The following is a 20,174-nucleotide window of genomic DNA, read 5'->3' on the forward strand; positions in this document are numbered from 1 at the left end:
AGCCTTGCGCTGCCTATACTTGGCTTGTCGCGCCATGCTTTCGCACGGCGCATCGTCGGGAGGAAGGCCATGCGCAATCAATCCCTTGGCAGCAATATCGGCGCGGTCCTGCGCCGTTGCAAAAAAATGGAAACCACTTTGCGGCGTGCGGGCTTGCCGGCCTTCCTGGCCTGTTTGCCGATGGCGCTGCTGGCCTGGCAATATGCGCTGATCCTGCGCCAGAAAAATGCCAACATCAGCCGCATCAGCCGCCGTATCCGTTGCTGGCAGGGCACGGTGTCTGAATTGTCCGCCCACGACTGTGCCCGTACCGAGTTCATCGACCTTGACCGCAAGATGCGCGCCGATATCGAGGGGGCCTGCGATTCCATGCGCACGCTGCGCGACCTGTGCCTGGAGATTTGCGAAATGTTCAGCGCGGTCGGCTATGAGTCGCCCATGCTGGCACGCGGCCGCGACCGCTTCGACGAGACGGTCAAGCAAGCATGCCAGCTTTCACAAGCATTGATCGACCTGGTCGATGCGCATGACCGGCGCGCACTGGCGATTCGCCAGCAGCAGCACGCGATCGAGCAGGCTGGCCAGGCGAGCGCGGTGGCCCATGCCGTGCGCGCCGCCGCCGAAGCTTAAAACCCTTCCAGCACAATCTTGCCGCGTGCGCGATTGCTTTCGAGCAGGGCGTGCGCGCGCTTCAGGTTGGCTGCATTGATGTTGCCGAAGCGTTCACCCAGCGTTGTCTTCAGCACGCCGCTGTCGACCAGGCGCGACACGTCATTCAGCAGGGCATGCTGTTGCGCCATGTCGTCGGTTTCAAACATCGAACGCGTGAACATGAACTCCCAATGCAGCGAGACGCTCTTGCGTTTCAGCAGGCGCACGTCGATGTGTGCCGGATCGTCAATCAGCGCCAGTTTGCCTTGCGGTGCCACCAGTTCGGCCAATGCGGCGAAGTGCTGCTGGCTTTCATTCAGGCTGGCGATGTAATTGACCGGCGGCAGGCCGAGGCGGCGGATTTCTTCATCCAGCGGTTTGCTGTGATCGATCACGTGGTGGGCGCCCAGCGACCTGACCCATTCAGCAGTTTCGGGGCGCGAGGCGGTGCCGACCACGGTCAGGCCGGTCAACTGGCGTGCCAGCTGGACGAGGATGGAGCCGACACCGCCGGCAGCGCCGGTCACCAGCAGGGATTTGCCGGCTTCATGCGCCACGTCGCGGCTTGCGCCGAGGCGGTCGAACAGCAGCTCCCAGGCGGTAATGGCGGTCAAGGGCAGGGCGGCTGCCTCGGCGAAGCTGAGCCTGGAGGGCTTGTGGCCGGCGATGCGCTCGTCCACCAGGTGCAGTTCGGCGTTGGTACCCGAACGGCCAAGCGCGCCGGCATACCAGACTTCATCGCCCGGCTTGAACAGGCTGGCATGCGGGCCGACTGCGCGGACGATGCCGCTGGCATCCCAGCCCAGTACTTTATTTTCGCCCTCGGCAGGAGCGACGTTGCGCCGAATCTTGGTGTCGACCGGGTTGACGGAAATGGCCCTGATCTCGACCAGCAGGTCGCGGCCGGTGGCAACGGGGGCGGGCAATTCGACATCGATCAGCGCATCGGCGTGCTCGATTGGCAGGGAGGCGCGGTAAGCGACAGCTTTCATGCTTGTGTCTTTCTTAAAAAGTGGTGATGTCGGAATCTTCGATCATTACGGCTTCAAGAAAAAGACTAAAATCATGGAAACACTTTCAATGGAATGCTGAAAATGCTGCGCCTGGACGACCTCGAAATCTTCGTCAATACGGCTGACCGCGGCAGCCTGTCGGCAGCGGCGCGCGCTCTGGACATCTCGCCAGCCCTGGCCAGCGCAGCCTTGAAGCGGCTGGAAGACGCGCTGCAATTGCGCCTGTTCGCCCGCACCACGCGTTCATTGCGCCTGACGGCGGAAGGGGAACATTATCTGCGTCATGCGCGCGAAGCGGTGCGCCAACTGCGCGAAGGGCACGAGGCGATCAGGCAAGGCCAGCAGGAATTGGCGGGCCTGCTGAGGATTTCGATGCCGTCCGACGTCGGCCGCAACGTGCTGCTGCCGTGGCTTGACGCCTTCCAGGCCGAGTACCCGGCCATCAGCCTGCAGCTGCACGTCAGCGACCGGGTGGCGGATATGTATCGCCAGCCAGTGGACCTGGCCCTGCGCTATGGCAAACTCGATGACTCCAGCCTGGTGGCCATGCCGATTGCGCCTGGCAACCGGCGCACACTGGTGGCCTCGCCGGAGTACATTCGCCGGCAGGGCGCCCCGGCCAACCTGGACGAGCTGGCGCGGCACAATTGCTTGCGCTTTGCATTGGATGATGTGCTGTATGACCGCTGGGCCTTCCCCGCCCAGGGCAAAGTGGTGCAGGTCAGGGGCAACCGCAGTAGCGATGATGCCGACCTGGTGCGCCGCTGGGCGGTAGCGGGATGGGGGATTGCCTACAAATCACGGCTGGACGTGACCGCCGACCTGAAGGCCGGCCGCTTACGCTTGCTGCTACCAGATGTAATGGGTGAAGAGGTGCCATTACAGTTGGTTTGCATGCATCGCTCGCAGGTCACGCCCATCGTGATTCGATTGCGCGACTATTTGCGCGCTCAGTATGAACAGCTATGCGAGACTGAAGCTTAGTGGGCCTTGGAGAAGATCAGCAGCCAGCGGCTGAACAGCAGTACTTCCAGGTGGCCAGGCTGCACGCCGGTGTCGCACTCGATGATCGGGTTCACAGCGTAGAAGCGCTTGCGGAAGTCGCGGCACACCAGCACTTCGCGTTTGCCGAAGCGAACCAGGAAAGACGTAGGGGCATATTCCAGGCCAAAGCGGGAGCCGAAGGTGTTGTGCATCGTGGTCATGACGAATTCCTTTTGCTGTGATGTGTTTAACGAGTGATTAGAATAACACAAATACTGTATGAATCAACAGTACTGGATGAAAAATCAGGTATTTTTGCAAAACGTTGTATGAGAGATACGATCCGCCTTCCTTTACACCTCGTGGCCGGCTTGACCCTGCTGATCGTCGCCGCTGCCGTTTTCCACGCCATTGCCGGGGCTGCCGTCGGCCCGGGGGCACGGCTGTCCGCGCTTGATGTCACGGTGTCGCAATGGCTGCATGCCCGCGCCAGCGAACCGTGGACGACAATGATGCTGGCGGTCAGTCACCTGCACAGCGTGGCCGGTATCGCCTTGCTGACGCTGCTCTTTGCCTGGCAGCTCTGGCGCCGCCAGGCGCGCTACTGGTTGCTGGCCTTGCTGCTCTCGGTGCCGCCGGGCATGGTGCTGAACGTCCTGCTCAAGCACAGCTACCAGCGGGTGCGCCCCAGCTTTGACGCGCCGCTGCTGACGTTGCCGACATACAGTTTCCCCAGCGGCCATGCGCTTGCCGCTACTGTGTTCTACGGCGTGCTGGCCTGCTACTTGTGGTCCCACACTCGCGGCAGCGCCCGGCGCGCGGCGATTGTGCTTGGCGCCGTGCTGATGGTGGCACTGGTTGCATTCAGCCGCCTCTACCTTGGCGTCCATTATTTGACGGACGTGCTGGCTGCCGTGATGGAAGGGCTGGGCTGGCTGGCCATCTGCGTGACGGCGGTCTCCAGCCTGCGCCGGCACCGGGAGCGGCCATGAGCCCGATGGCGGTGATCGTCAATGCCGGTGCCGGCCTGGGCTATGGCCAGCCGTGGCGCGAAACGCTGGCCGCGCGCTTTGCCAGCCATGGCCTGGATGCGGAGATTACGCTCGCCGCCGACGTCAATCATTTGATGGAGGCCGCCCGCTCGGCCCTGGCCGCCGGTGCGCCGGTCGTGGTGGCGGGCGGAGGCGATGGCACGATCAATGCCGTGGCCTCGGTCGTGCTCGATAGCGGCGCCGTATTTGGCGTGCTGCCGATGGGAACCCTCAATCATTTCGCGCGCGACCTGCGCATCCCGCCGCAACTCGATGCGGCCATTGCCACCCTGGCTGCCGGGCATGTGGCGCAAGTGGATGTAGGGGAGGTAAATGGCCGCATCTTCCTGAACAATTCCAGCCTCGGGCTTTATCCGGACATCGTGCGCGACCGCCAGCGGCAACAGCGCCGCCTCGGCCGCGGCAAGTGGACGGCGTTCGGCTGGGCGACGCTGGCAGCGCTGCGGCGCTATCCTTTCCTCAGCGTGCGGCTGACGCTCGGCGAGCAAGGCCATGCGCGGCGTACGCCTTTCGTTTTCATCGGTAATAATAAATACCATATGCAAGGCTTCAATATCGGCGAGCGGGCGCGTATCGATGGCGGCATGCTGAGCGTCTATGTGGCGCAGCGGCCGACGCGTTTTGGCCTGCTGAAACTGGCCTTGCGCGCGCTATTCGGACGGCTGCGCCAGTCGCGCGAGTTTCATGTGTTCCAGGCTGGCGAAATGATGATCGAGACCCGCCACCGGCGCCTGCGGGTGGCGACCGACGGCGAAGTCACAGTCATGGCGCCGCCTTTGCGTTACCGGATTCGACCGGCTGCCTTGCCGGTGATCGTGCCGCGCCCCGAGGAGGAGTGATGCGAACCCTGGTCCATATCTCCGACCTGCATTTCGGCCGCGTCGACAACGCGCTGCTGGCGCCCTTGCGGGAACTGATCGGCGATATGCGGCCGGATGTGGTCGTGGCCTCGGGCGATCTGACCCAGCGCGCCCGCAGCGCGCAGTTCCGCCAGGCACGGCACTACCTCGATACCTTGCCCATGCCGCAGATCGTGGTGCCGGGCAATCACGATATCCCCCTGTATAACGTGGCCGCGCGCTTCTTCCGCCCACTGGTCAAGTATCGCCGCTATATCACGCGCGACCTGGAACCGGAATTCATGGATGAAGAGATAGCCGTGCTCGGCCTGAACACAGCGCGTTCGCTGACCTTCAAGAATGGGCGCGTCAATCGCCACCAGGTCGACTACCTGCATCACCGCTTCGCGCGCTTGCCACGCAGCATCACGCGGGTGGTGGTTACCCATCATCCCTTCGACCTGCCGCAGCACAAGGACCGCGACGATATCGTGGACAGGGCGCCGATGGCGATGGAAGTATTTGCACGCTGCGGCGTCGACTTGCTGTTGGCGGGCCACCTGCACACCAGCCACAGCCACAACACTTCCGAACGCTATGAGATTGATGGCTATGCCGCGCTGGTGGTCCAGGCAGGAACCGCCACCTCCTCCCGCAGCCGCGGCGAAACGAATTCATTCAATGTGCTGCGCGTGCAGCACGACGAAATCCAGGTCGAGCGCTATAGTTGGATCGAAGGCAACGGCTTCACCCTTGCCGCCACCGACATCTTCCGCCGCCAGGGCGACATCTGGCGTCCCGCCATCTAAATGGCTCCAGTCACCTTGGCCAGCAGGCCAAGCAAGCCGCCAACCAGCGCGGTCAAGATCACGATGATCATGTAGTAGATTTTTGTGAAATGGCTATTCCATTCCCGCTGACCAGCGTCGATCTTGTCGTTGAGCTTTTCCGCCCCGTGATCGATCTTATCGTTGAGCTTTTCCAGCCCATGATCGATCTTCCTGTTGAGATTTTCCAGCCCATGATCGATCTTCGCATTGAGATTTTCCAGCCCGTGATCGAACTTCTCGTTGAGCTTTTCCAGCCCGTCGTCGAGCTTCTTGTCCAGCTTGTCGACCTTCAGGTCGAGCTTGTCTAACCGCAGGATAACTTCTTCCACCATTACCTCCAGCCTGGCTACGCGCGTGGGGATACCTGCATGGTCATCGCCGGGCGGGGGCTTGTCAAGCGAGGTGGGCGGCTTATGATCGTTCATGGCTCTTCCAGCCTAGGCTGAAAAGCATGGCAAGGCTTGAGAAATCTTAAACTTCAGAGCCAGTAGTCCCACACGCGGGCAAGCCATTCTTTCAAACGGTTGGAGATCGGTCGCTTGTTCCACTCCACCAGGGTGACCTCCTTAGAGTTGTTCAGGTCTTCCTTGAAGGCCTTCTCCATTTCGAGCCCGAACACGTCGCCCATGACGATCACATTGATTTCGCTATTGTGAAGGAAACTGCGCCGGTCCAAATTGGTGGAACCAACGGTCGACCACACGCCATCAATCACCACCGTCTTCGCATGCAGCACAGACAGCTTGAGCTCGTAGATCTTGACGCCCGCCTCCAGCAGGGGCTGGTAAAACGCCCGCCCGGCATGGAACACCAGCCCGCTGTCGGACACGCTTGGCAGCACAAGCTTCACATCGACACCGCGCCGGGCCGCGTCAGTCAGCGCTTCCATGGTCTGGTCATCCGGCACGAAATAGGCGCAGGTAATGTGGATCGATTTCTTCGCCTCCTGCATGGCCAGCAGCAGGGCCTGGTAGATCTCGAAGCGCCCCTCCGGCCGTGATCCCAGCACCCGCACCACCTTGTCGCCGGCTGGCGCCACCTCGGTGAAGTATTTGGCGTCGCGCAAATCATCCGCATCCTGCTCGATCCAGGCTTGCACGAACAGCCATTGCATGGCCTGCACCGCCGGACCTTCGATGCGCACATGCGTATCGCGCCATCCGACATTGTTCTCGCCCTTGGCACGGGTGGGGCCGGAGCCGCCGCCCGAACCGGAGCCAATGCCGCTCGATCCGCCGCGGAATGGCGAGCTCTTCGAATAGGTATCGCTGATATTGATCCCGCCGGTGAAGCCAATCTTGCCATCGACAATCAGCATCTTGCGATGGTCGCGGTTGTTCAGCTTCCAGCCATTGCCGCGCGCCTTGGCCGGATTGACAGGATTAAAGGCCAGCAGCTTCACGCCGCCCGCCTTCATATGGTCGAAGAACTCTTGCGGCACGCCGATCGTGCCGACACTGTCGTAGATCACATTGACCGTCACGCCTTCGCGCTGCTTTTGTATCAGCAGTTCGGCGAACTTCATGCCCAGCTCATCCTGGTCGAAGATATAGGTCTCGAAATTGATATGGTCCCTGGCTGCGGCAATGGCCTTCATCATCTCCGCCATGGTTTGCGGGCCATCGAACAGCAGTTGCACCTTGTTGCCGGCAATGAGCGGCACACCGGTCGCGGCTTCCTCCAGCGCCGCCTGGGCCTTCAGGTCCAGGGTCGACTTGGCCCAGCGCTTTTTCAGCAACTGTTCGGTCGTCTGGCGCGGCAGCTTGCCTTTGGCGGTGACCACTTCCGGCACCGCGCTGGCGCGCGCCTTGGTCCGCTCGGCATCGACCTCCGGCAGCGATGCGCAGGCCAGCAGCGTCCAGCCCGCGAGGATAAAAGCCAGCAAGCGACTTGCCTTCATGAGTAACCTCCGATGGCCAGTCTAAGGCAGCTGCGAACGGTTGAACGTTCGCTGCCGAACATAGTTAGCCGTAGTTCAGCCGGGCGGCTTCGCGCCGTAACTCGCCGCGAAAATCGGGATGCGCAATGGCAATCAGCGCTTCGGCCCGCTGCCGGGCCGACTTGCCGCGCAGCTGTGCCACGCCATATTCGGTCGCTACATAATTGATGTCGTTCTTGCTGGTGCTTACATGCGTGCCGGCGCAAAGCGTCGGCACGATGCGCGAGATGCTGCCTGCCCTGGCGGTCGAGGGCAGCACGATGAAGGATTTGCCACCGCGTGAACGATTCGCCGCGCGCACGAAGTCGGCCTGGCCGCCGGTGCCGGAATAGGGCAGGTGGGCCAGGCTTTCCGAACCGCATTGTCCCAGCAAATCGATTTGCAGGCTGGCATTGATCGACACCAGCTTGTCGTTCTGCGCCGCGATATACGGATCGTTGGTGAAGCTGACCGGATGCATTTCCAGCATCGCGTTATGGTGCATGAAGTCGTACAGCTTGCGCGAACCCAGTGCGAATGTGGCAACCATGCGCCCCGGCATGAAGGTCTTGCGGCGGTTGGTCACGGCGCCGCATTCCACCAGCTTGAGGATGCCGTCGCCAATCATTTCCGTATGGATGCCAAGGTCTTGCTTGCCGGTCAGCTGCATCACCACCGCGTCGGGAATGCCGCCGTAGCCGATCTGCAAGGTCGAGCCATCTTCGATCATCGGCGCGACGTGGGCGGCAATTGCCTCCTGCACCGGGCCGATGCTCGGCAGCCCGACTTCAATCACCGGCTCATCGCTTTCCACCACGGCGGTGACCTGCGAAATATGGATATGGCATTGGCCATGCGCAAACGGGACGTTGGGATTGGATTCCAGCACGATCACGCGCGCTTTCTGCAGTGCCGCCATGGTGTAGTCCGCGCCCAGGCTGAGCGAGAAGTTGCCGTGCTGGTCCATTTCGGAGGCCAGCGCAAACACCACGTCGGCCGGCATCTGACCGTGTTCGATCAGGGAGGGGATCTCGGAGAAATAGGCTGGAATGAAATCTGCCCAGCCAGCCTGTCCGGCCGGCCGCGAGGCTGCGCCAAAGAACAAGGCGCAGTGCCTCACATGGTGCGCCGTTGCAGGGTCGAAGTAATCGTACTTGCGCATGGCCAGGATTTGCGCCACCTGCACGCCCTGGAAATTGCGGCGCTGGGCCGACAGTTCCTTCAACAGCGTGGGCGGTTCGCCGGCGCCGGTGGGAACGATGATCATGTCGCCATCACGCACGAGGCGGATGGCGTCGGCGGGGCTGCAACGCTTGCTGGACATACCGGGTCTCCGAGTAGTTTTGTTTGTGTGCGCACAGATTGCATGACACTGCTTACCCTAAGCTGACAAGCATGAAAGCTCTTGCCATCCTGCTCACATTGCCCGCACTGGCGCTGGCGCAGACCAGGGAACCGCCGGCGGGACCAGGCGTCCAGCCCTATGGCGTCGTGGATGCCGGCGTCGTGCTCGAGCGTGGCTGCAAAGGGGATTGCGCCAGGAGCAAGGTCTCCCCGGGCATTTCGGAAGGCTCGCGCATCGGCATCAGCGGGCGCGAACCGCTCGGCAGCCATAGCACTTCTGCCGTCTTCACGCTGGAGGGCGGGGTCGAGAACGATACCGGCCGCTCGGAAGAAAGCCGGCTGCTGGGGCGCCAGGCTTGGGTCGGGCTCGACGGACCGTGGGGCATGCTGACCCTCGGGCGCCAGTACAACCTGCAATATGAGACGCTGGCCGAGGTGGCCGACCCCTTCCACGGCGGCCTGGCCGGCACCGCAACCAACCTGATGGGCTTCACCACCAAGCGCTACGACAATGCGCTGAAATACCGCACGCCGGCCGGCCACCAATGGAGCGCCAGCGCCATCTACAGTTTCGGCGAATCGGCCTTCAGCACCTCGCGCAACCGCGCTTATGGCGCAACGCTGGGCTTTGCCAATGGCTTGTTCGATATCCGTATCGCCCACCAGCGCAAGCGCAATCCGATCGAAGCGGTCGGCACCACGCAGCCGGTGGACCTTTCCGCGCGCAACACGCTGGTGGCGGCCAACCTCAACCTGGGCGCCGCCACCGTCTTCGCCGCCTATGGCATCAACCGCGGTCTCGGCAGCTCGCCGTGGGACCCGTCGAATCCCTATGGCGCCCTGGCCCTGGCCACGCCTTCGCTCTACAGCCACGATATGCTGGCCGGCCTGTCCTACACCAGCGGGCGCGCGACCTATATGGTGTCCTTCATCCACAAGGATGACCGCAGCCCGCCCAACCATGATGCCGACCAGGCGGCCATCGGCATGGTGTACTCCCTGTCCAGGCGCACCGCGCTGCACGCATCCTTCGCCCATATCCGCAACCGCAACGGTGCGCCGTATACGGCCGGCACCGCCACCGAAAGCGGCAAGGGTAACCGCGCCATTACCTTCGGCCTGCGCCACGCTTTCTGATGTGCTACATTCCCATGCTGAACTTTCAGCGGGGAACACTATGTATCTGACTTACTACAATGGAAACTGGGCGGAAGGCAACGCGCCGCTTTTCGGTGCGATGGACCACAGCGTCTGGCTCGGCTCGTCCGTTTTCGACGGCGCGCGCGCCATCCGCGGCAAATTGCCCGACCTGCGGCCGCACCTGGAGCGCGTGATCCGCTCGGCGCGCAGCCTGGGCCTGGAATGTCCGCTTAGCGTCGAAGAAATGGAGAAACTGGTGAAGGAGGGCGTCGCCCGTTTCCCGGCCGACGCCGAGCTGTATATCCGCCCGCTGGTATTTGCCACCGATGGCTTGCTGATCCCGGTTGCCGAAAAATCGGCCTTCGCGCTGACCTTGTTCGATGCGCCGGTGCCGCCCTTTACCGGCTTCTCCGCCTGCCTGTCGGCCTTGCGCCGCCCGGATGCGGACATGGCGCCGACCGATGCCAAGGCATCGGCACTGTATGCCAATTCGACCCGCGTGCTGCGCGAGGCAAAGGAGCGCGGCTACGATAACGCAGTGGTCTGCGACAGCCAGGGTAATGTGGCGGAGTTCGCCACGGCCAACCTGTTCTTCGTGACGCCCGAAGGCAAGGTGGTCACGCCGGCCCTGAACGGCACCTTCCTGGCCGGTATCACCCGCGCCCGCGTGATCCGGCTGCTGGCCGAAGCCGGCATCGAAGTGGAACAGCGCACGGTCCGGCCGGAAGAACTGGAGCGCGCCAGCGAGATCTTCAACACCGGCAATTTCGGCAAAGTCATGCCTTGCGTGCGTTATAACGGCCGCGCACTGCCGGCCGGTCCGGTCGCCGCCAAAGCCCGCGAACTGTACTGGGCGTTCATTGAGCGCGGCGAGTAGGGGCCTGCACCTCCGGCCCTGGTTTGCTGGGCGGTGCGGCTGGCGCCGGCGCGGCCACGCTGCCGCAGTCCGCGCCGAGCCAGCGGCCGCTGCCTTCCACCAGCATGGTTTGCGGCTTGCCCTGCGCTGAACTGTTCACGTTCATGCGCATGCTGTAGGCCGTGTCGCCGTCGAAGATCACCTGGCCATTGCCGCTGGAAGGCGGCCGGCTGCAATTGAAGGTCACATTCAGGCCGCCGGGCACCGGCGTGCGCGTGGTGGTGCACTGGCCGGGCTGGCCGGCGGGCAGGTCCTGCTTCTCGGCCATGTCCTTGGTCATGCAATAGGTCAGCTTGACGCCGCCGTTCGCGCCCAGGCCCAGGTTGACGCCGTGGCGCGCCATCATCTGTTCCATTGCCTTGCGCTGTTCCGGCGCCATATTCGCCATCTGTTGCTGGGCCGCCGCCATCACCGCCATCATTTCGGGGCTGGCGGAAGCAATGCGGTTATCCAGTTCCCACAGGCCCGGTTTCAAAGGCTGCGCCAACGCCGGCGCAGCGGCCAGGCAGAGCAGGAAGAAGGATTGGATTTTCATAGAGGCTCCCGGGATTCGGATACACGGCCCGCGGCACGCTTGCCGCGGGCCGTTCATACTGGTTTAGCCTTGCGGCTGGCGTGGCTCGGCCACGTAGATTTCCACGCGGCGGTTACGCGCACGGCCGGCCGCGTCGTCGTTCGAGGCGACCGGCTCCTGCTCGCCGCGGCCTTCGATCACGATGCGGGTTGGCGACACGCCGCGGGTCGCCAGGTAATCGCGCGTATGGGCGGCGCGGTCAACCGACAAGGGCTGGTTGACGCTGCTGCTGCCGGTGCTGTCGGTGTGGCCGACAATGCTGACGGAGGTGGCCGGGTTTTCATTGAGCGTGGTGGCAAAGCGGTCCAGGATAGGGCGGAAGTCCGGCTTGATGTCGGAGCGGCCGGTGTCGAACGAGATATCGCTCGGGATTTCCAGCTTCAGGCGGTTATCGCCGGTTTGCGAGACTTGCACGCCAGTGCCTTTGGTGGCTTGTTCCATCTGCTGCTTTTGCGCTTCCATGCGCTTGGACCAGACGTTGCCCACCACGGCGCCGACGGCGGCACCGAGTACCGCACCGCCGGCAGCCCGTTTGCCGCCGCCAGGACCAGTGGCGGCGCCGAGTACGGCGCCAATGCCGGCCCCGACACCTGCGCCGGTGGCAGTGCCGCGCTGGGTGGCATTCATCTCCGCACAGCCGGTCGTGACAAGCACGGCAATCAGCAGGGTAGCAAGGGTTTTATTGGGCATGAGCTTCTCCTTCGTAAAATATGCTCGAAAAAAAGCGGGACGGGTCCTGCGCCGCAGTCCCCGCCCCGCTAGTGTACGCCGGCTTGGCCGGCTTAACTAAATGCCGCGCCCACTGATCAGGCGCAGCAGGATCATGATGACGGCTACCACCAGCAAGATATGGATGAAACCGCCCACCGTGTAGGAGGTCACCAGGCCGAGCAGCCACAAGATGATGAGTACGACAGCGATCGTATAGAGCATGATGTTTTCCTCTCATAGTCCGTAATCCTGGGGTCATTATTGCTGCGTCCGACCGCGTCATCTGTACGTTGTCGAACTATCAGCGTCGTTGCAAACGCCCCTTGACGACTTTCACCTGGTCGCCAGCTTGCCAGCTGGACGAGCTGGTGCTGATGGTGCGCAGCTTGCCGTCGTCCATGCGGACGCGCACCTGGTAGCTGGTGCGCGACTTCATATTGCCTTCCACTTGGTTGCCGACCACGGCGCCGCCGACCGCGCCGGCCACGGTGGCCAGCTTGCGTCCGTTGCCGCCGCCGACCTGGTTGCCCAGCAGGCCGCCGACGAGCGCACCGCCTGCCGCGCCGAGGCCGCTGCCTTCGCCGCGTTGGGTCACGGTCTTCACCGATTCCACCACGCCGCAGCTATGGCAGGCAGCGGGCGCCGGCGCTGCCGCATAGCGGGCGTCCGGGCCGGTGTGCTCGGCCGGCGCCGCGCCGCCGCCATAGCCGGCCGCAGCGCCGCCCGAGTCGCCCGAGGTGTCAGCCATGCGCTCGAGCGGCGCATACCCTGCGGGCGCCGGTGGCGGCCCCATATCGCGCGTGCCCACCTGGACTGGCGCTTCGGCCACCGGCGGCCCCATCTTCGCGCCCGATTGCGGCAGCCAGCCCATGAGCGCGGCGATGCCGACGCCGCAGAACAGCACCACGGCGATGGCGGCAATCAGCAGCAAGGGGTGGGTGGTATAGCGCATGACTTCGGATTGTCGTTGCATGGTGTACTTCCTTTCCTATCGGCTATATGCATTGTGGCGGCCGGGCCGGGCAGCTTCCGTGCGTCAGCGTACATACAGCTGGTTTAATTGCCGCTACGCTCCGCCTAAACTCCACCAGGCTGACGGCAATGACCCTGAATCTTCATACCGTTCCAAGCAGTGAATCGCCACCCCCCCGCATTGGCAACCGCCTGCTGGCAACCCTGCCGGAAGACGACCTCGAACACCTCGAGGGCTTGTGCGAACTGGTGGACCTCGCGGCCGGCGACATCCTGTTCGAAGCCGGCCAGCCCATCGACTACATCTACTTCCCGCTCGACGCCCTGGTCTCGTTGCTGGCCGTGGCCGAAGGGCGCATGACGCTCGAAGTCGGCTCGGCCGGGCGCGAAGGCATGGTGGGCGCCTCGGTGGCGCTGGGCCAGCGCCTGGCCCAGGTGCGTGCCGTGGTCCAGCGCAGCGGCCATGCGCTGCGGATGGAGGCGGAAGACTTCATTGCCGAATTCGCGGAAATGGAATCGCTGCAGCGCCTCCTGCACCGCTATACCGACAGCCTGCTGGCGCAAGCGATCCAGATTGCCGTGTGCAGCCGCTTCCACGTGCTGGAAGCCCGCCTGGCGCGCTCCCTGCTCGTCACGCGTGACCGCCTGCAATCGGACCGCTTCCACATGACCCACGAATTCCTGGCCCATGCGCTGGGCGTGCGCCGGGTCGGCGTGACCAAGGCGGCCAGTGCCTTGCAGGGACAGGGGCTGATCAGCTACAGCCGGGGCAATATCGAAATACTGGACCCGGCTGGCTTGGAAGCGGTGTCCTGCCATTGCTACCAGCAGGTCCGTCTGCCGTCTTAGCGGCGCGGTTTGTCGACCTGGTTGCCGATCACGCCGCCGACCACGGCGCCACCCACCGTACCGGTGGTGGAGCCGCCGGTCAGCACGGAGCCGGCCACCGCGCCGACACCGGCGCCAATGGCCGTGTTCTTATCCTGTTGCGACATCGAGGAGCATGCACCCAGGCCCAGCATGGCGGTGGCGATAGCAAGGCGGGCGGCGATCTGTTTGGTTTTCATGATGTTTCCTCCGTAACTTGGAATGCTGCTTCCAGCTTACGAGTGAGCATCGATGTGCTCTGTTCGCCATTTCACGGTGTAACGGTTTGTTACCTTTGCCTCTTGCCCGGCGGCGGCGCCTGCGGTTTTTCGCGCGCCGCCGCGAGCAGGGCGGCGCACTGGTTGTCGCCCTGGCCGCCGGCGCTGATCAGCGGTGCCAGCGCCGCCACGGGGGCGGCAATGGCCCCCAGGGCAAGGGCGCCGCCGGCACGCATCGCAATCACGCCTTTGTCGATGTCGACGTCCGGCTGTTTGAGCGAGCCGCGCACATAGATCGGGGCGCGCAGCGAAATGATGCGCAAGCCCTTGCTCTCGGGCCGCAGGGTCATGTCGATCTTTTCGCTGGCCAGGTTGACCGAACCGTTGACCCGGACGGTCGCATCTTCCGTGTCGGCAATGAAATAGCGCGTTTGCGCCAGGCCATCGCGCACGCCGAAGTCGCCGGCCAGGCAGTTCAGGTGTACCGGCTTGTCGCCGAACAGCTTGGTCAGCACGATATTGCCAATGTTCAGGCCCATCTGCTCCAGCAGCAGCTTGCTGACGGTGCCGTCATTGACCAGGGTCTTCAGTTCACCGTTCGCGTGCGCCAGCAGCGTGGCCACCGAGTTGCCCTTGGCCGTCAGCTTGGCATTGGCATTGATTTCGCCGATGGTGGCCTGCTTCAGCTCAGGCAGCTTGGGCAACAGCTGCTTGAGCTTGATATGCCGGGCGCTGGCCTCGAGCGTGGCGGCCACCGCTGCGCCGCTGCTGCCGTCCAGCGTGGCCCGGGAAGCGACCTGGCCGCCGGCAAATTCGAAATTGAGCGGCGTCAGGCGCAGCACGCCATCCTTCAGGTGGAATTCCGTTTGCAGTTTGCTGAGCGGCAGTTCCTTGGTGCGCACGATGCGTTCGGCGCGGAAGCTGACATCGGCGTCGATCGCGGTCCAGCGTTCAGTCTTGAACGTTTCCACCGGCAGCAGCTTGCCGGCCGGCTGCACCGCGGCCACGCCGCGCTCTTCCTTGCTGGCGTTGGAGTCGGCGCCAATCAATGGGCCGAGGTCGCTAAATTGCAGCAGGCGCGAATGCACCGCGCCGCTCAGCAGGCCGCGCGGCTGGCGCTGCTGGTAGGACAGGGTGCCGGCGATATCGCTGTCGCCGACGCGGCCGGTGAACTTTTCGTAAGTCCACTGGCTGGCGCCCGGGGCCAGGTGGCCGCTCAGGCGCCCGGCGGTGGTGAAGGGCGGGGTTTCCGGCAGCAGCAGCCCGGTCAGCGCATACAGGCGCGCGGCGGAAGCGCCGGCGACCTTGAGCTGCAGGTCGATGGCCGCCAGCTGGGCCGGATTGGTCAGCGTGCCTTCCGCCGCCACGCTGACCAGGCCGACTTTGGCGTCGGCCTGGAGCGGGAAGGGCTGGCGGGTGTCGCGCAAGGCCAGCACGGCGCCGGTCTTGCCCTTGCCGCTGATGTCCTGCTTGTGCCACTTGCCGGCCAGCGTCCATTGCACGCCGTAGCGTGGGTCGTTGTCGAGGGTATCGACGTGGGCGGTGGCGGCGATCTGCTGTTGCGCGTCATCGAGCCTGATGCTGCCGCGGGTGAAGACCACGCGCTCCAGCTCCATGCGCCATGCCGACGGCGGGCGCTTGGGCAGGGTCCAGTTGTTCCTGCCGTCGGCCTGGCGCAGCAGCGCGAGCTGCGGCTGGTCGAAGCGCAGTTCGGGAATGGCGATCTTGCGGCCCAGCAGGGCCAGGGGGCTCAAGGAGAAGGCCAGCGTTTGCGCGCTGGCCATGTCGCCCGGCGGCAAACCGGCCGGGTTACCGACGTGCACGTCGTGCGCCACCAGGTGGGGCCAGGGAAGATGGTCGCGCCAACTGCGCGCCTGCGGCGGCAGCGGCTGCTTTTGCCAGGTCAGCGACAGCGCGCCGCGCAACGCGACCGGCCTTTGCAGCGCTTCGCTGGCGCGCGCCCCCAGCCAGGGACGGGCACGGTTCCAGTCGTAGTTCAACAGGATCACCAGGGCCACCGCCGGAATGGCCAGCAGGAAGCCCAGCACAGCCAGGCTAAGCTTTGCGCGGCGAGAAATTGTATGTGCCATGGCGACAGCTTACACCGGGCAGCCCGACTTCAATGTGCGGCACCGTACTGAACCCAGCCGGGACAGCTTATATAACTGCCATACCCCAATCGCTTTGAGGAGAACAACAATGGATCCGCTGAATCGCCTACCACTGTTGACTACCGCCTGCGCAGCATGCGTGATCGCGTTGGCCGGTTGCAGCAGCATGAAGACCCCGGCCACGGCCGAAGTAGCATCGTCGCGCACGGCAGTGGAAGCTGCTGCCTCGACTGGCGCACCGGAACTGGCTCCGGCCGAGATGGCGGCAGCGCGCGACAAGATGCTGCGCGCCAACCAGGCGCTGGCAGCCAAGGATTACCGCACCGCCCAGGACCTGGCGCAGCAGGCCCAGGCTGACGCCAAGCTGGCGCAAAGCAAGGCCAGCAGCGCGAAGGCCACCGAGGCCGCCAATAAACTGCAAGAAGACATCCGTGTGCTGCGTGAAGAACTCGATCGCGCCAACAGCACCATGACTCGCTGAGAAAGGAGCCATCATGTTCAAGCCATTCCTGAAACCTGTTGCCCTGGCAGCGGCCCTGGCCCTGGCAGCCTGCAGCACCACCCCGACCAGCACCGGCGAACTGGAAACCGCGCGCGCCGATTATGCGCAAGCGCAGGGCAACCCGATGGTTGCCAAGTACGCCGTCGCCGAACTGGCCGCCGCCACCCGCGCCATGGACAACGCCAATACGGCCGCGGCGCGCAACGAGAGCCTGGCCGAGATCGACAAGCTGGCCTATATCGCCAAGCAGAAGATCGCCAGCGCCCAGGAAGTCGCGCGCGCCAAGTCTGCCGAAGACCAGATGAAAGATGCCGCCGCCCAGCGCGACCAGGTGCGCTTGCAGGCGCGCACGGCGGAAGCCGAGGCGGCCAAGCGCCGCGCCGACCAGGCGCGAATGGATGCCGAAAACGCGCAGAACCAGGCCGCCAGCGCCGAAGCTGCCACCCGTGACGCCCAGGCGCGCGCCGCGGCGCTGGCCGCTGCCCTGTCCGAGCTGCAGGCCAAGCAGACCGAGCGCGGTATCGTCATCACCTTTGGCGATGTGCTGTTCAACGTCGACCAGGCCGTGCTGACCGCGCAAGGCATGGCCACCGCCCAGCGCCTGGCCGAAGTATTGCGCGACAATCCGGACCGCACCGTGCTGGTGGAAGGCTTTACCGACAGCACCGGCAGCGATGCCTATAACCTGCAATTGTCGCAGCGCCGCGCCGAAGCCATTCGCAGCGCGCTGGGCCAGATGGGGGTGGACCGCGCGCGCATCGAAACGCGCGGCTATGGCGAAGCTTACCCAGTGGCCAGCAATGCCACGGCTGGCGAGCGCCAGATGAACCGGCGGGTGGAGATCGTGCTGTCCGAAGCGGGCCGCCCGGTGACCTACCGCCGCTAACGAGGAGTTTTTATGATCGATAAAAATGCGATCCGCGCGGCCGCCCGCAATATGGCCGACGGTCCCGTGACCGAAGGCTACAAGGGCAACCGCGCGCTGGTGCTGCAAATGCTCAACGAAGCGCTGGCCACCGAGCTGGTCTGCATCAACCGCTACAAGCGCCACTACTACATGGTGACCGGCCTGTCGAACGCTTCCATCAAGGCCGAGTTCCTGGAACATGCGACGCAAGAGCAGGAACATGCCGACTGGCTGGCCGAGCGCATCGTCCAGCTCAACGGCGAACCCGATTTCAATCCAGCAACGTTGCTCGACAGGAGTCATGCCGAGTATGATGACTCAAGGGAGGTGCAAGCGATGGTGCGGGCCAACCTGGTGGCAGAACGGGTGGCCATCGAGAGCTATCGCCAGATGATCGAACTGATTGGTGACAGCGACCCGACGACCAAGCAACTCTTGACGCAAATCATGGCGGTGGAGGAAGAACACGCCGACGATATGCGAGACCTATTGGCGTAAATCACTTACGAAAGAGGAGTCCTATCATGCTGGAACAGAACATCAGTACCGTCAACAACGATGTCAAAACCCTGGTCAAGGATGCGCAAGCCCTGTTCACTGCCGCCACCGCGTTGACCGGTGAAAAAGCGGACGAACTGCGCGGGCGCGGCATGAAAGCGCTGGATTCGGCCCTGGCCAAGGCCCACGAAGCCCAGGCCAGCGCGATTGCCGGCGCCAAGCACGCTGCCGCTTCGACCGATGCCTACGTCAAGGAAAACCCATGGCGTTCGATCGCGGTGGCCGCCGGCGTGGGCCTGCTGGTAGGCGTTATCCTCGGCCGCAAATAAGCGATGTCCGCCGAGAACCAGGTATCACCACCCCCGCCCGGCCTGATTGCCTCATTGGCCGGGCTTGCCAAAAACTGCCTGCATCTTTTGCTGTCGCGCCTGGAGTTGGCCGCTCTCGAGCTGACCGAGGTGCGCGACACCCTGCTGCAATTGTCCATCGTGTTTGCCGTGGCCCTGCTGGCTGCCTGGTTCGCCATCGCGTTCGGCACGGCGGCCCTGATCTACCTGTGCTGGGAAGCGATGGGCTGGAAGATCCTGCTGGTGCTGGCGATCGCCTTTGCGGTATTGGCGCTCGCCCTGGTGCTGTGGGGGCGCAGCCTGGTGCGGCAAGGCAAACTCGGCTTGTCGGCAACGATGGCGGAACTCAAGTCCGACCGCGACATGCTGCTTTGAAAGGGAGACCATGGCGTCCAGACAGGAATTACAGGCGCTTGCCGTTGCCAAGGAAAGGCTGGTGCGGGAAGGGGAGTTGTACCGCCTCGGCACGCTGCGTTCCAAGCATGAAGTGCTCCATGCCCTGCAGCCGCAAGCCTTGCTGCATGGTGCGGTCGACCAGGCCATCGGCACGCTGCAGTCGCGCCTTGGCGCCTTCATCGGCCAGGGCGGCGGCCTGTCCGGCCTCAGCTTCAAGACGGTGCTGCCGTATGCGGTCACGCTGGGTTCATGGATTGCCCGCAAGCGCCTGTGGAAACCGGCCGCGGCAGCCGGGGTACTGGCGGCAGTGGGCGCCTGGTGGCTGATGCGGCGCAAACCCGACGCCTAGGGCGTCTTGCGCAGGCGCGACATGTACTGCGTCGTGATGCCGAGATAGGAGGCCAGCGCGCGCTGGGTGATGCGTTGTTCCAGGCCGGGAAACTGGCTGCGGAACGCTTCCAGCCGCGCTTCCGCCGTATTGTGGCTGCGGATCTGCAGGTTGGCCGCATAGCGGCGGATACTGCATTCGATAATTTTCAGGTAATACTCGTTGACGAAGCTGTGCTCGGCTTTATGGCGCTGCATGGCCATCCAGTCGATGCGCCAGGCTTGCACGGCAGTCTCGGCAACGAAGAATTCGCGCGCCGGTTCGCCCTGCAGGCCACCCATCATATCGCTGTGCGAACCGGTGTTTTCGCCTTCGGTGATGAAGCCCAGGGTCAGGTCTTCGCCGGCCACCGAGATATGGCCGCGCCGGGCCACGCCGCTGGCAATCCAGTAGTAATGGGTGGCGCGGGTGCCCGCTTCCTGCAGCATCGTGCCCTTGCGCACGTGGACCGGGGTCACGTGCGGGGCGCTCAGTGCGGTATAGCGGTCGTAAAGCTCCGCGCCAATGCCCAGGCGCTGGACGGTGGTGGCGCGGTGTTGCTCTCTTTGTAATTGGTATGCATGTGGCATGCACGCATCATACCCGACCTGGCCAGAGCTCAGGATGACTTTTTATGATGCGCCCATAACTTGCGGTTGTCCGCTTGCTTATTTGCCACTGGTTTCATAGGTACGCGACATGTCGCGCGTGGCCAGGTGGATCTGGCGCGCGTTGGCCATGTCCGACGCGGCGATGCGGCGCGCTTCCTTCACGCAGTCGCTGTTGGCGCCTGCTCTTTGCTGCTTGCACGCTTCCAGCGCTTCGCGCAGGGCTGCGTTGATTTCCTTGCGCAGCGTGGCAAGCTGGGCCGCTTCGGTGCGGTCCGGCTGGGTCCAGCGCGGCGGGTCGCCGCGCTTGAGTTCTTGCTGTTGTTGCCGTGCAATTTCCGGCGGCGTGACCTGGGCCCCGGCCAGCCCGCACAGGGCCAGCGCGGCGGCGCCAATCAGCATTTTCATG

General features: G+C 63.9%; 27 protein-coding genes. 14 read left to right on the top strand and 13 right to left on the bottom strand.

All coding sequences use genetic code 11. From position 1 onward, the window contains the following. Positions 1-69 precede the first annotated feature (69 nt). On the top strand, positions 70-630 hold the full coding sequence (locus tag ACWBU6_RS11090) for a hypothetical protein (RefSeq protein WP_452648844.1): 561 nt from the start codon (positions 70-72) through the stop codon (positions 628-630). Here ACWBU6_RS11090 and ACWBU6_RS11095 read toward each other — a convergent pair. Then, on the bottom strand, positions 627-1,643 hold the full coding sequence (locus ACWBU6_RS11095; protein WP_452648845.1) for a zinc-binding alcohol dehydrogenase family protein: 1,017 nt from the start codon (positions 1,641-1,643) through the stop codon (positions 627-629). The two genes, ACWBU6_RS11090 and ACWBU6_RS11095, sit on opposite strands and share 4 nt — an antisense overlap. Positions 1,644-1,745: 102 nt before the next feature. Here ACWBU6_RS11095 and ACWBU6_RS11100 point away from each other — a divergent pair, with 102 nt between their 5' ends. Further along, entirely contained in the window at positions 1,746-2,648 is a 903-nt protein-coding gene (locus ACWBU6_RS11100) for a LysR substrate-binding domain-containing protein (RefSeq protein WP_452649553.1), read from the top strand. Here ACWBU6_RS11100 and ACWBU6_RS11105 read toward each other — a convergent pair. Then, a complete protein-coding gene (locus ACWBU6_RS11105; RefSeq protein ID WP_452648846.1) occupies positions 2,645-2,869 on the bottom strand; it encodes a hypothetical protein in 225 nt (74 codons plus the stop codon). The genes ACWBU6_RS11100 and ACWBU6_RS11105 overlap by 4 nt on opposite strands. Before the next feature lie 108 nt (positions 2,870-2,977). On the opposite strand from ACWBU6_RS11105, the gene ACWBU6_RS11110 reads away from it, so the two are divergent. The 3 genes from ACWBU6_RS11110 to ACWBU6_RS11120 are packed head-to-tail and all read left to right on the top strand — an operon-like array spanning position 2,978 to position 5,348. After that, on the top strand, positions 2,978-3,640 hold the full coding sequence (locus ACWBU6_RS11110) for a phosphatase PAP2 family protein (RefSeq protein ID WP_452648847.1): 663 nt from the start codon (positions 2,978-2,980) through the stop codon (positions 3,638-3,640). Further along, complete coding sequence (locus ACWBU6_RS11115) at positions 3,637-4,539, top strand: diacylglycerol/lipid kinase family protein (protein ID WP_452648848.1); 903 nt, start codon at positions 3,637-3,639, stop codon at positions 4,537-4,539. Before ACWBU6_RS11110 ends, ACWBU6_RS11115 begins: the two co-directional genes overlap by 4 nt. Then, positions 4,539-5,348 carry a metallophosphoesterase family protein gene (locus ACWBU6_RS11120; protein WP_452648849.1) on the top strand — a complete coding sequence of 270 codons (810 nt, stop codon included), beginning with the start codon at positions 4,539-4,541 and terminating at the stop codon, positions 5,346-5,348. The genes ACWBU6_RS11115 and ACWBU6_RS11120 overlap by 1 nt, the downstream gene beginning before the upstream one ends. On the opposite strand, the gene ACWBU6_RS11125 is transcribed toward ACWBU6_RS11120, so the two are convergent. The 3 genes from ACWBU6_RS11125 to ACWBU6_RS11135 form a co-directional block, all read right to left on the bottom strand. Continuing rightward, a complete protein-coding gene (locus ACWBU6_RS11125) occupies positions 5,345-5,794 on the bottom strand; it encodes a hypothetical protein (RefSeq protein WP_452648850.1) in 450 nt (149 codons plus the stop codon). The genes ACWBU6_RS11120 and ACWBU6_RS11125 overlap by 4 nt on opposite strands. A gap of 53 nt (positions 5,795-5,847) precedes the next feature. After that, positions 5,848-7,269 carry a phospholipase D-like domain-containing protein gene (locus tag ACWBU6_RS11130; protein ID WP_452648851.1) on the bottom strand — a complete coding sequence of 474 codons (1,422 nt, stop codon included), beginning with the start codon at positions 7,267-7,269 and terminating at the stop codon, positions 5,848-5,850. Positions 7,270-7,333: 64 nt separating this feature from the next. Continuing rightward, on the bottom strand, positions 7,334-8,611 hold the full coding sequence (locus tag ACWBU6_RS11135) for an acetyl-CoA hydrolase/transferase family protein (RefSeq protein WP_452648852.1): 1,278 nt from the start codon (positions 8,609-8,611) through the stop codon (positions 7,334-7,336). 71 nt (positions 8,612-8,682) lie between these two features. Between ACWBU6_RS11135 and ACWBU6_RS11140 the strand changes: the two genes are divergently transcribed. Continuing rightward, entirely contained in the window at positions 8,683-9,768 is a 1,086-nt protein-coding gene (locus ACWBU6_RS11140; RefSeq protein ID WP_452648853.1) for a porin, read from the top strand. 40 nt (positions 9,769-9,808) lie between these two features. After that, entirely contained in the window at positions 9,809-10,648 is an 840-nt protein-coding gene (locus ACWBU6_RS11145; RefSeq protein WP_452648854.1) for a branched-chain amino acid aminotransferase, read from the top strand. Here ACWBU6_RS11145 and ACWBU6_RS11150 read toward each other — a convergent pair. From ACWBU6_RS11150 to ACWBU6_RS11165, 4 genes are all read right to left on the bottom strand, one after another. Further along, positions 10,629-11,222 (bottom strand): DUF3617 domain-containing protein, encoded by a 594-nt coding sequence (locus tag ACWBU6_RS11150; RefSeq protein WP_452648855.1) that lies wholly within the window; start codon positions 11,220-11,222, stop codon positions 10,629-10,631. The two genes, ACWBU6_RS11145 and ACWBU6_RS11150, sit on opposite strands and share 20 nt — an antisense overlap. Positions 11,223-11,285: 63 nt before the next feature. After that, positions 11,286-11,951 (bottom strand): OmpA family protein, encoded by a 666-nt coding sequence (locus tag ACWBU6_RS11155; RefSeq protein WP_452648856.1) that lies wholly within the window; start codon positions 11,949-11,951, stop codon positions 11,286-11,288. A 96-nt stretch (positions 11,952-12,047) separates the two neighbouring features. Continuing rightward, positions 12,048-12,194, bottom strand: a complete 147-nt coding sequence (locus ACWBU6_RS11160; RefSeq protein WP_139232699.1) for a lmo0937 family membrane protein — start codon at positions 12,192-12,194, stop codon at positions 12,048-12,050. Positions 12,195-12,273: 79 nt separating this feature from the next. Continuing rightward, on the bottom strand, positions 12,274-12,945 hold the full coding sequence (locus ACWBU6_RS11165; protein WP_452648857.1) for a glycine zipper 2TM domain-containing protein: 672 nt from the start codon (positions 12,943-12,945) through the stop codon (positions 12,274-12,276). Between the two features lie 128 nt (positions 12,946-13,073). Here ACWBU6_RS11165 and ACWBU6_RS11170 point away from each other — a divergent pair, with 128 nt between their 5' ends. Next, positions 13,074-13,793, top strand: a complete 720-nt coding sequence (locus ACWBU6_RS11170; protein WP_452648858.1) for a Crp/Fnr family transcriptional regulator — start codon at positions 13,074-13,076, stop codon at positions 13,791-13,793. On the opposite strand, the gene ACWBU6_RS11175 is transcribed toward ACWBU6_RS11170, so the two are convergent. Continuing rightward, complete coding sequence (locus ACWBU6_RS11175) at positions 13,790-14,011, bottom strand: glycine zipper 2TM domain-containing protein (protein ID WP_452648859.1); 222 nt, start codon at positions 14,009-14,011, stop codon at positions 13,790-13,792. The two genes, ACWBU6_RS11170 and ACWBU6_RS11175, sit on opposite strands and share 4 nt — an antisense overlap. An 89-nt stretch (positions 14,012-14,100) precedes the next feature. Then, entirely contained in the window at positions 14,101-16,119 is a 2,019-nt protein-coding gene (locus tag ACWBU6_RS11180; protein WP_452648860.1) for an AsmA family protein, read from the bottom strand. Between the two features lie 109 nt (positions 16,120-16,228). On the opposite strand from ACWBU6_RS11180, the gene ACWBU6_RS11185 reads away from it, so the two are divergent. From ACWBU6_RS11185 to ACWBU6_RS11210, 6 genes are read left to right on the top strand one after another with little or no spacing between them, the layout of a single operon-like run. Further along, complete coding sequence (locus ACWBU6_RS11185; protein WP_452648861.1) at positions 16,229-16,621, top strand: DUF4398 domain-containing protein; 393 nt, start codon at positions 16,229-16,231, stop codon at positions 16,619-16,621. Between the two features lie 13 nt (positions 16,622-16,634). Beyond that, on the top strand, positions 16,635-17,528 hold the full coding sequence (locus tag ACWBU6_RS11190) for an OmpA family protein (protein ID WP_452648862.1): 894 nt from the start codon (positions 16,635-16,637) through the stop codon (positions 17,526-17,528). Between the two features lie 12 nt (positions 17,529-17,540). Beyond that, positions 17,541-18,047: a ferritin-like domain-containing protein gene (locus ACWBU6_RS11195; RefSeq protein ID WP_452648863.1), complete on the top strand. Its 507-nt coding sequence runs from the start codon at positions 17,541-17,543 to the stop codon at positions 18,045-18,047. Between the two features lie 26 nt (positions 18,048-18,073). Next, positions 18,074-18,376 (top strand): DUF883 family protein, encoded by a 303-nt coding sequence (locus tag ACWBU6_RS11200; RefSeq protein WP_426170993.1) that lies wholly within the window; start codon positions 18,074-18,076, stop codon positions 18,374-18,376. Between the two features lie 3 nt (positions 18,377-18,379). Beyond that, positions 18,380-18,769: a phage holin family protein gene (locus tag ACWBU6_RS11205; protein ID WP_452648864.1), complete on the top strand. Its 390-nt coding sequence runs from the start codon at positions 18,380-18,382 to the stop codon at positions 18,767-18,769. 10 nt (positions 18,770-18,779) lie between these two features. After that, on the top strand, positions 18,780-19,139 hold the full coding sequence (locus ACWBU6_RS11210; RefSeq protein ID WP_452648865.1) for a hypothetical protein: 360 nt from the start codon (positions 18,780-18,782) through the stop codon (positions 19,137-19,139). Here the strand turns inward: ACWBU6_RS11210 and ACWBU6_RS11215 are convergent. Further along, positions 19,136-19,747, bottom strand: coding sequence for a Crp/Fnr family transcriptional regulator (locus ACWBU6_RS11215; RefSeq protein ID WP_452648866.1), 612 nt, complete (start codon positions 19,745-19,747; stop codon positions 19,136-19,138). The genes ACWBU6_RS11210 and ACWBU6_RS11215 overlap by 4 nt on opposite strands. Positions 19,748-19,825: 78 nt before the next feature. Continuing rightward, the gene (locus ACWBU6_RS11220; RefSeq protein ID WP_452648867.1) at positions 19,826-20,173 is read right to left on the bottom strand and encodes a hypothetical protein; all 348 of its coding nucleotides are present in this window, start codon (positions 20,171-20,173) and stop codon (positions 19,826-19,828) included. Position 20,174: the final 1 nt, after the last annotated feature.

It is taken from the genome of Pseudoduganella sp. HUAS MS19, from assembly GCF_053615455.1.

Bases quoted from the DNA above. Each gene is read 5' to 3' on its own strand.
- ACWBU6_RS11090 (WP_452648844.1), top strand. From the start codon at position 70: ATGCGCAATCAATCCCTTGGCAGCAATATCGGCGCGGTCCTGCGCCGT.
- ACWBU6_RS11095 (WP_452648845.1), bottom strand. From the start codon at position 1,643: ATGAAAGCTGTCGCTTACCGCGCCTCCCTGCCAATCGAGCACGCCGAT.
- ACWBU6_RS11100 (WP_452649553.1), top strand. From the start codon at position 1,746: ATGCTGCGCCTGGACGACCTCGAAATCTTCGTCAATACGGCTGACCGC.
- ACWBU6_RS11105 (WP_452648846.1), bottom strand. From the start codon at position 2,869: ATGACCACGATGCACAACACCTTCGGCTCCCGCTTTGGCCTGGAATAT.
- ACWBU6_RS11110 (WP_452648847.1), top strand. From the start codon at position 2,978: ATGAGAGATACGATCCGCCTTCCTTTACACCTCGTGGCCGGCTTGACC.
- ACWBU6_RS11115 (WP_452648848.1), top strand. From the start codon at position 3,637: ATGAGCCCGATGGCGGTGATCGTCAATGCCGGTGCCGGCCTGGGCTAT.
- ACWBU6_RS11120 (WP_452648849.1), top strand. From the start codon at position 4,539: ATGCGAACCCTGGTCCATATCTCCGACCTGCATTTCGGCCGCGTCGAC.
- ACWBU6_RS11125 (WP_452648850.1), bottom strand. From the start codon at position 5,794: ATGAACGATCATAAGCCGCCCACCTCGCTTGACAAGCCCCCGCCCGGC.
- ACWBU6_RS11130 (WP_452648851.1), bottom strand. From the start codon at position 7,269: ATGAAGGCAAGTCGCTTGCTGGCTTTTATCCTCGCGGGCTGGACGCTG.
- ACWBU6_RS11135 (WP_452648852.1), bottom strand. From the start codon at position 8,611: ATGTCCAGCAAGCGTTGCAGCCCCGCCGACGCCATCCGCCTCGTGCGT.
- ACWBU6_RS11140 (WP_452648853.1), top strand. From the start codon at position 8,683: ATGAAAGCTCTTGCCATCCTGCTCACATTGCCCGCACTGGCGCTGGCG.
- ACWBU6_RS11145 (WP_452648854.1), top strand. From the start codon at position 9,809: ATGTATCTGACTTACTACAATGGAAACTGGGCGGAAGGCAACGCGCCG.
- ACWBU6_RS11150 (WP_452648855.1), bottom strand. From the start codon at position 11,222: ATGAAAATCCAATCCTTCTTCCTGCTCTGCCTGGCCGCTGCGCCGGCG.
- ACWBU6_RS11155 (WP_452648856.1), bottom strand. From the start codon at position 11,951: ATGCCCAATAAAACCCTTGCTACCCTGCTGATTGCCGTGCTTGTCACG.
- ACWBU6_RS11160 (WP_139232699.1), bottom strand. From the start codon at position 12,194: ATGCTCTATACGATCGCTGTCGTACTCATCATCTTGTGGCTGCTCGGC.
- ACWBU6_RS11165 (WP_452648857.1), bottom strand. From the start codon at position 12,945: ATGCAACGACAATCCGAAGTCATGCGCTATACCACCCACCCCTTGCTG.
- ACWBU6_RS11170 (WP_452648858.1), top strand. From the start codon at position 13,074: ATGACCCTGAATCTTCATACCGTTCCAAGCAGTGAATCGCCACCCCCC.
- ACWBU6_RS11175 (WP_452648859.1), bottom strand. From the start codon at position 14,011: ATGAAAACCAAACAGATCGCCGCCCGCCTTGCTATCGCCACCGCCATG.
- ACWBU6_RS11180 (WP_452648860.1), bottom strand. From the start codon at position 16,119: ATGGCACATACAATTTCTCGCCGCGCAAAGCTTAGCCTGGCTGTGCTG.
- ACWBU6_RS11185 (WP_452648861.1), top strand. From the start codon at position 16,229: ATGGATCCGCTGAATCGCCTACCACTGTTGACTACCGCCTGCGCAGCA.
- ACWBU6_RS11190 (WP_452648862.1), top strand. From the start codon at position 16,635: ATGTTCAAGCCATTCCTGAAACCTGTTGCCCTGGCAGCGGCCCTGGCC.
- ACWBU6_RS11195 (WP_452648863.1), top strand. From the start codon at position 17,541: ATGATCGATAAAAATGCGATCCGCGCGGCCGCCCGCAATATGGCCGAC.
- ACWBU6_RS11200 (WP_426170993.1), top strand. From the start codon at position 18,074: ATGCTGGAACAGAACATCAGTACCGTCAACAACGATGTCAAAACCCTG.
- ACWBU6_RS11205 (WP_452648864.1), top strand. From the start codon at position 18,380: ATGTCCGCCGAGAACCAGGTATCACCACCCCCGCCCGGCCTGATTGCC.
- ACWBU6_RS11210 (WP_452648865.1), top strand. From the start codon at position 18,780: ATGGCGTCCAGACAGGAATTACAGGCGCTTGCCGTTGCCAAGGAAAGG.
- ACWBU6_RS11215 (WP_452648866.1), bottom strand. From the start codon at position 19,747: ATGCCACATGCATACCAATTACAAAGAGAGCAACACCGCGCCACCACC.
- ACWBU6_RS11220 (WP_452648867.1), bottom strand. From the start codon at position 20,173: ATGAAAATGCTGATTGGCGCCGCCGCGCTGGCCCTGTGCGGGCTGGCC.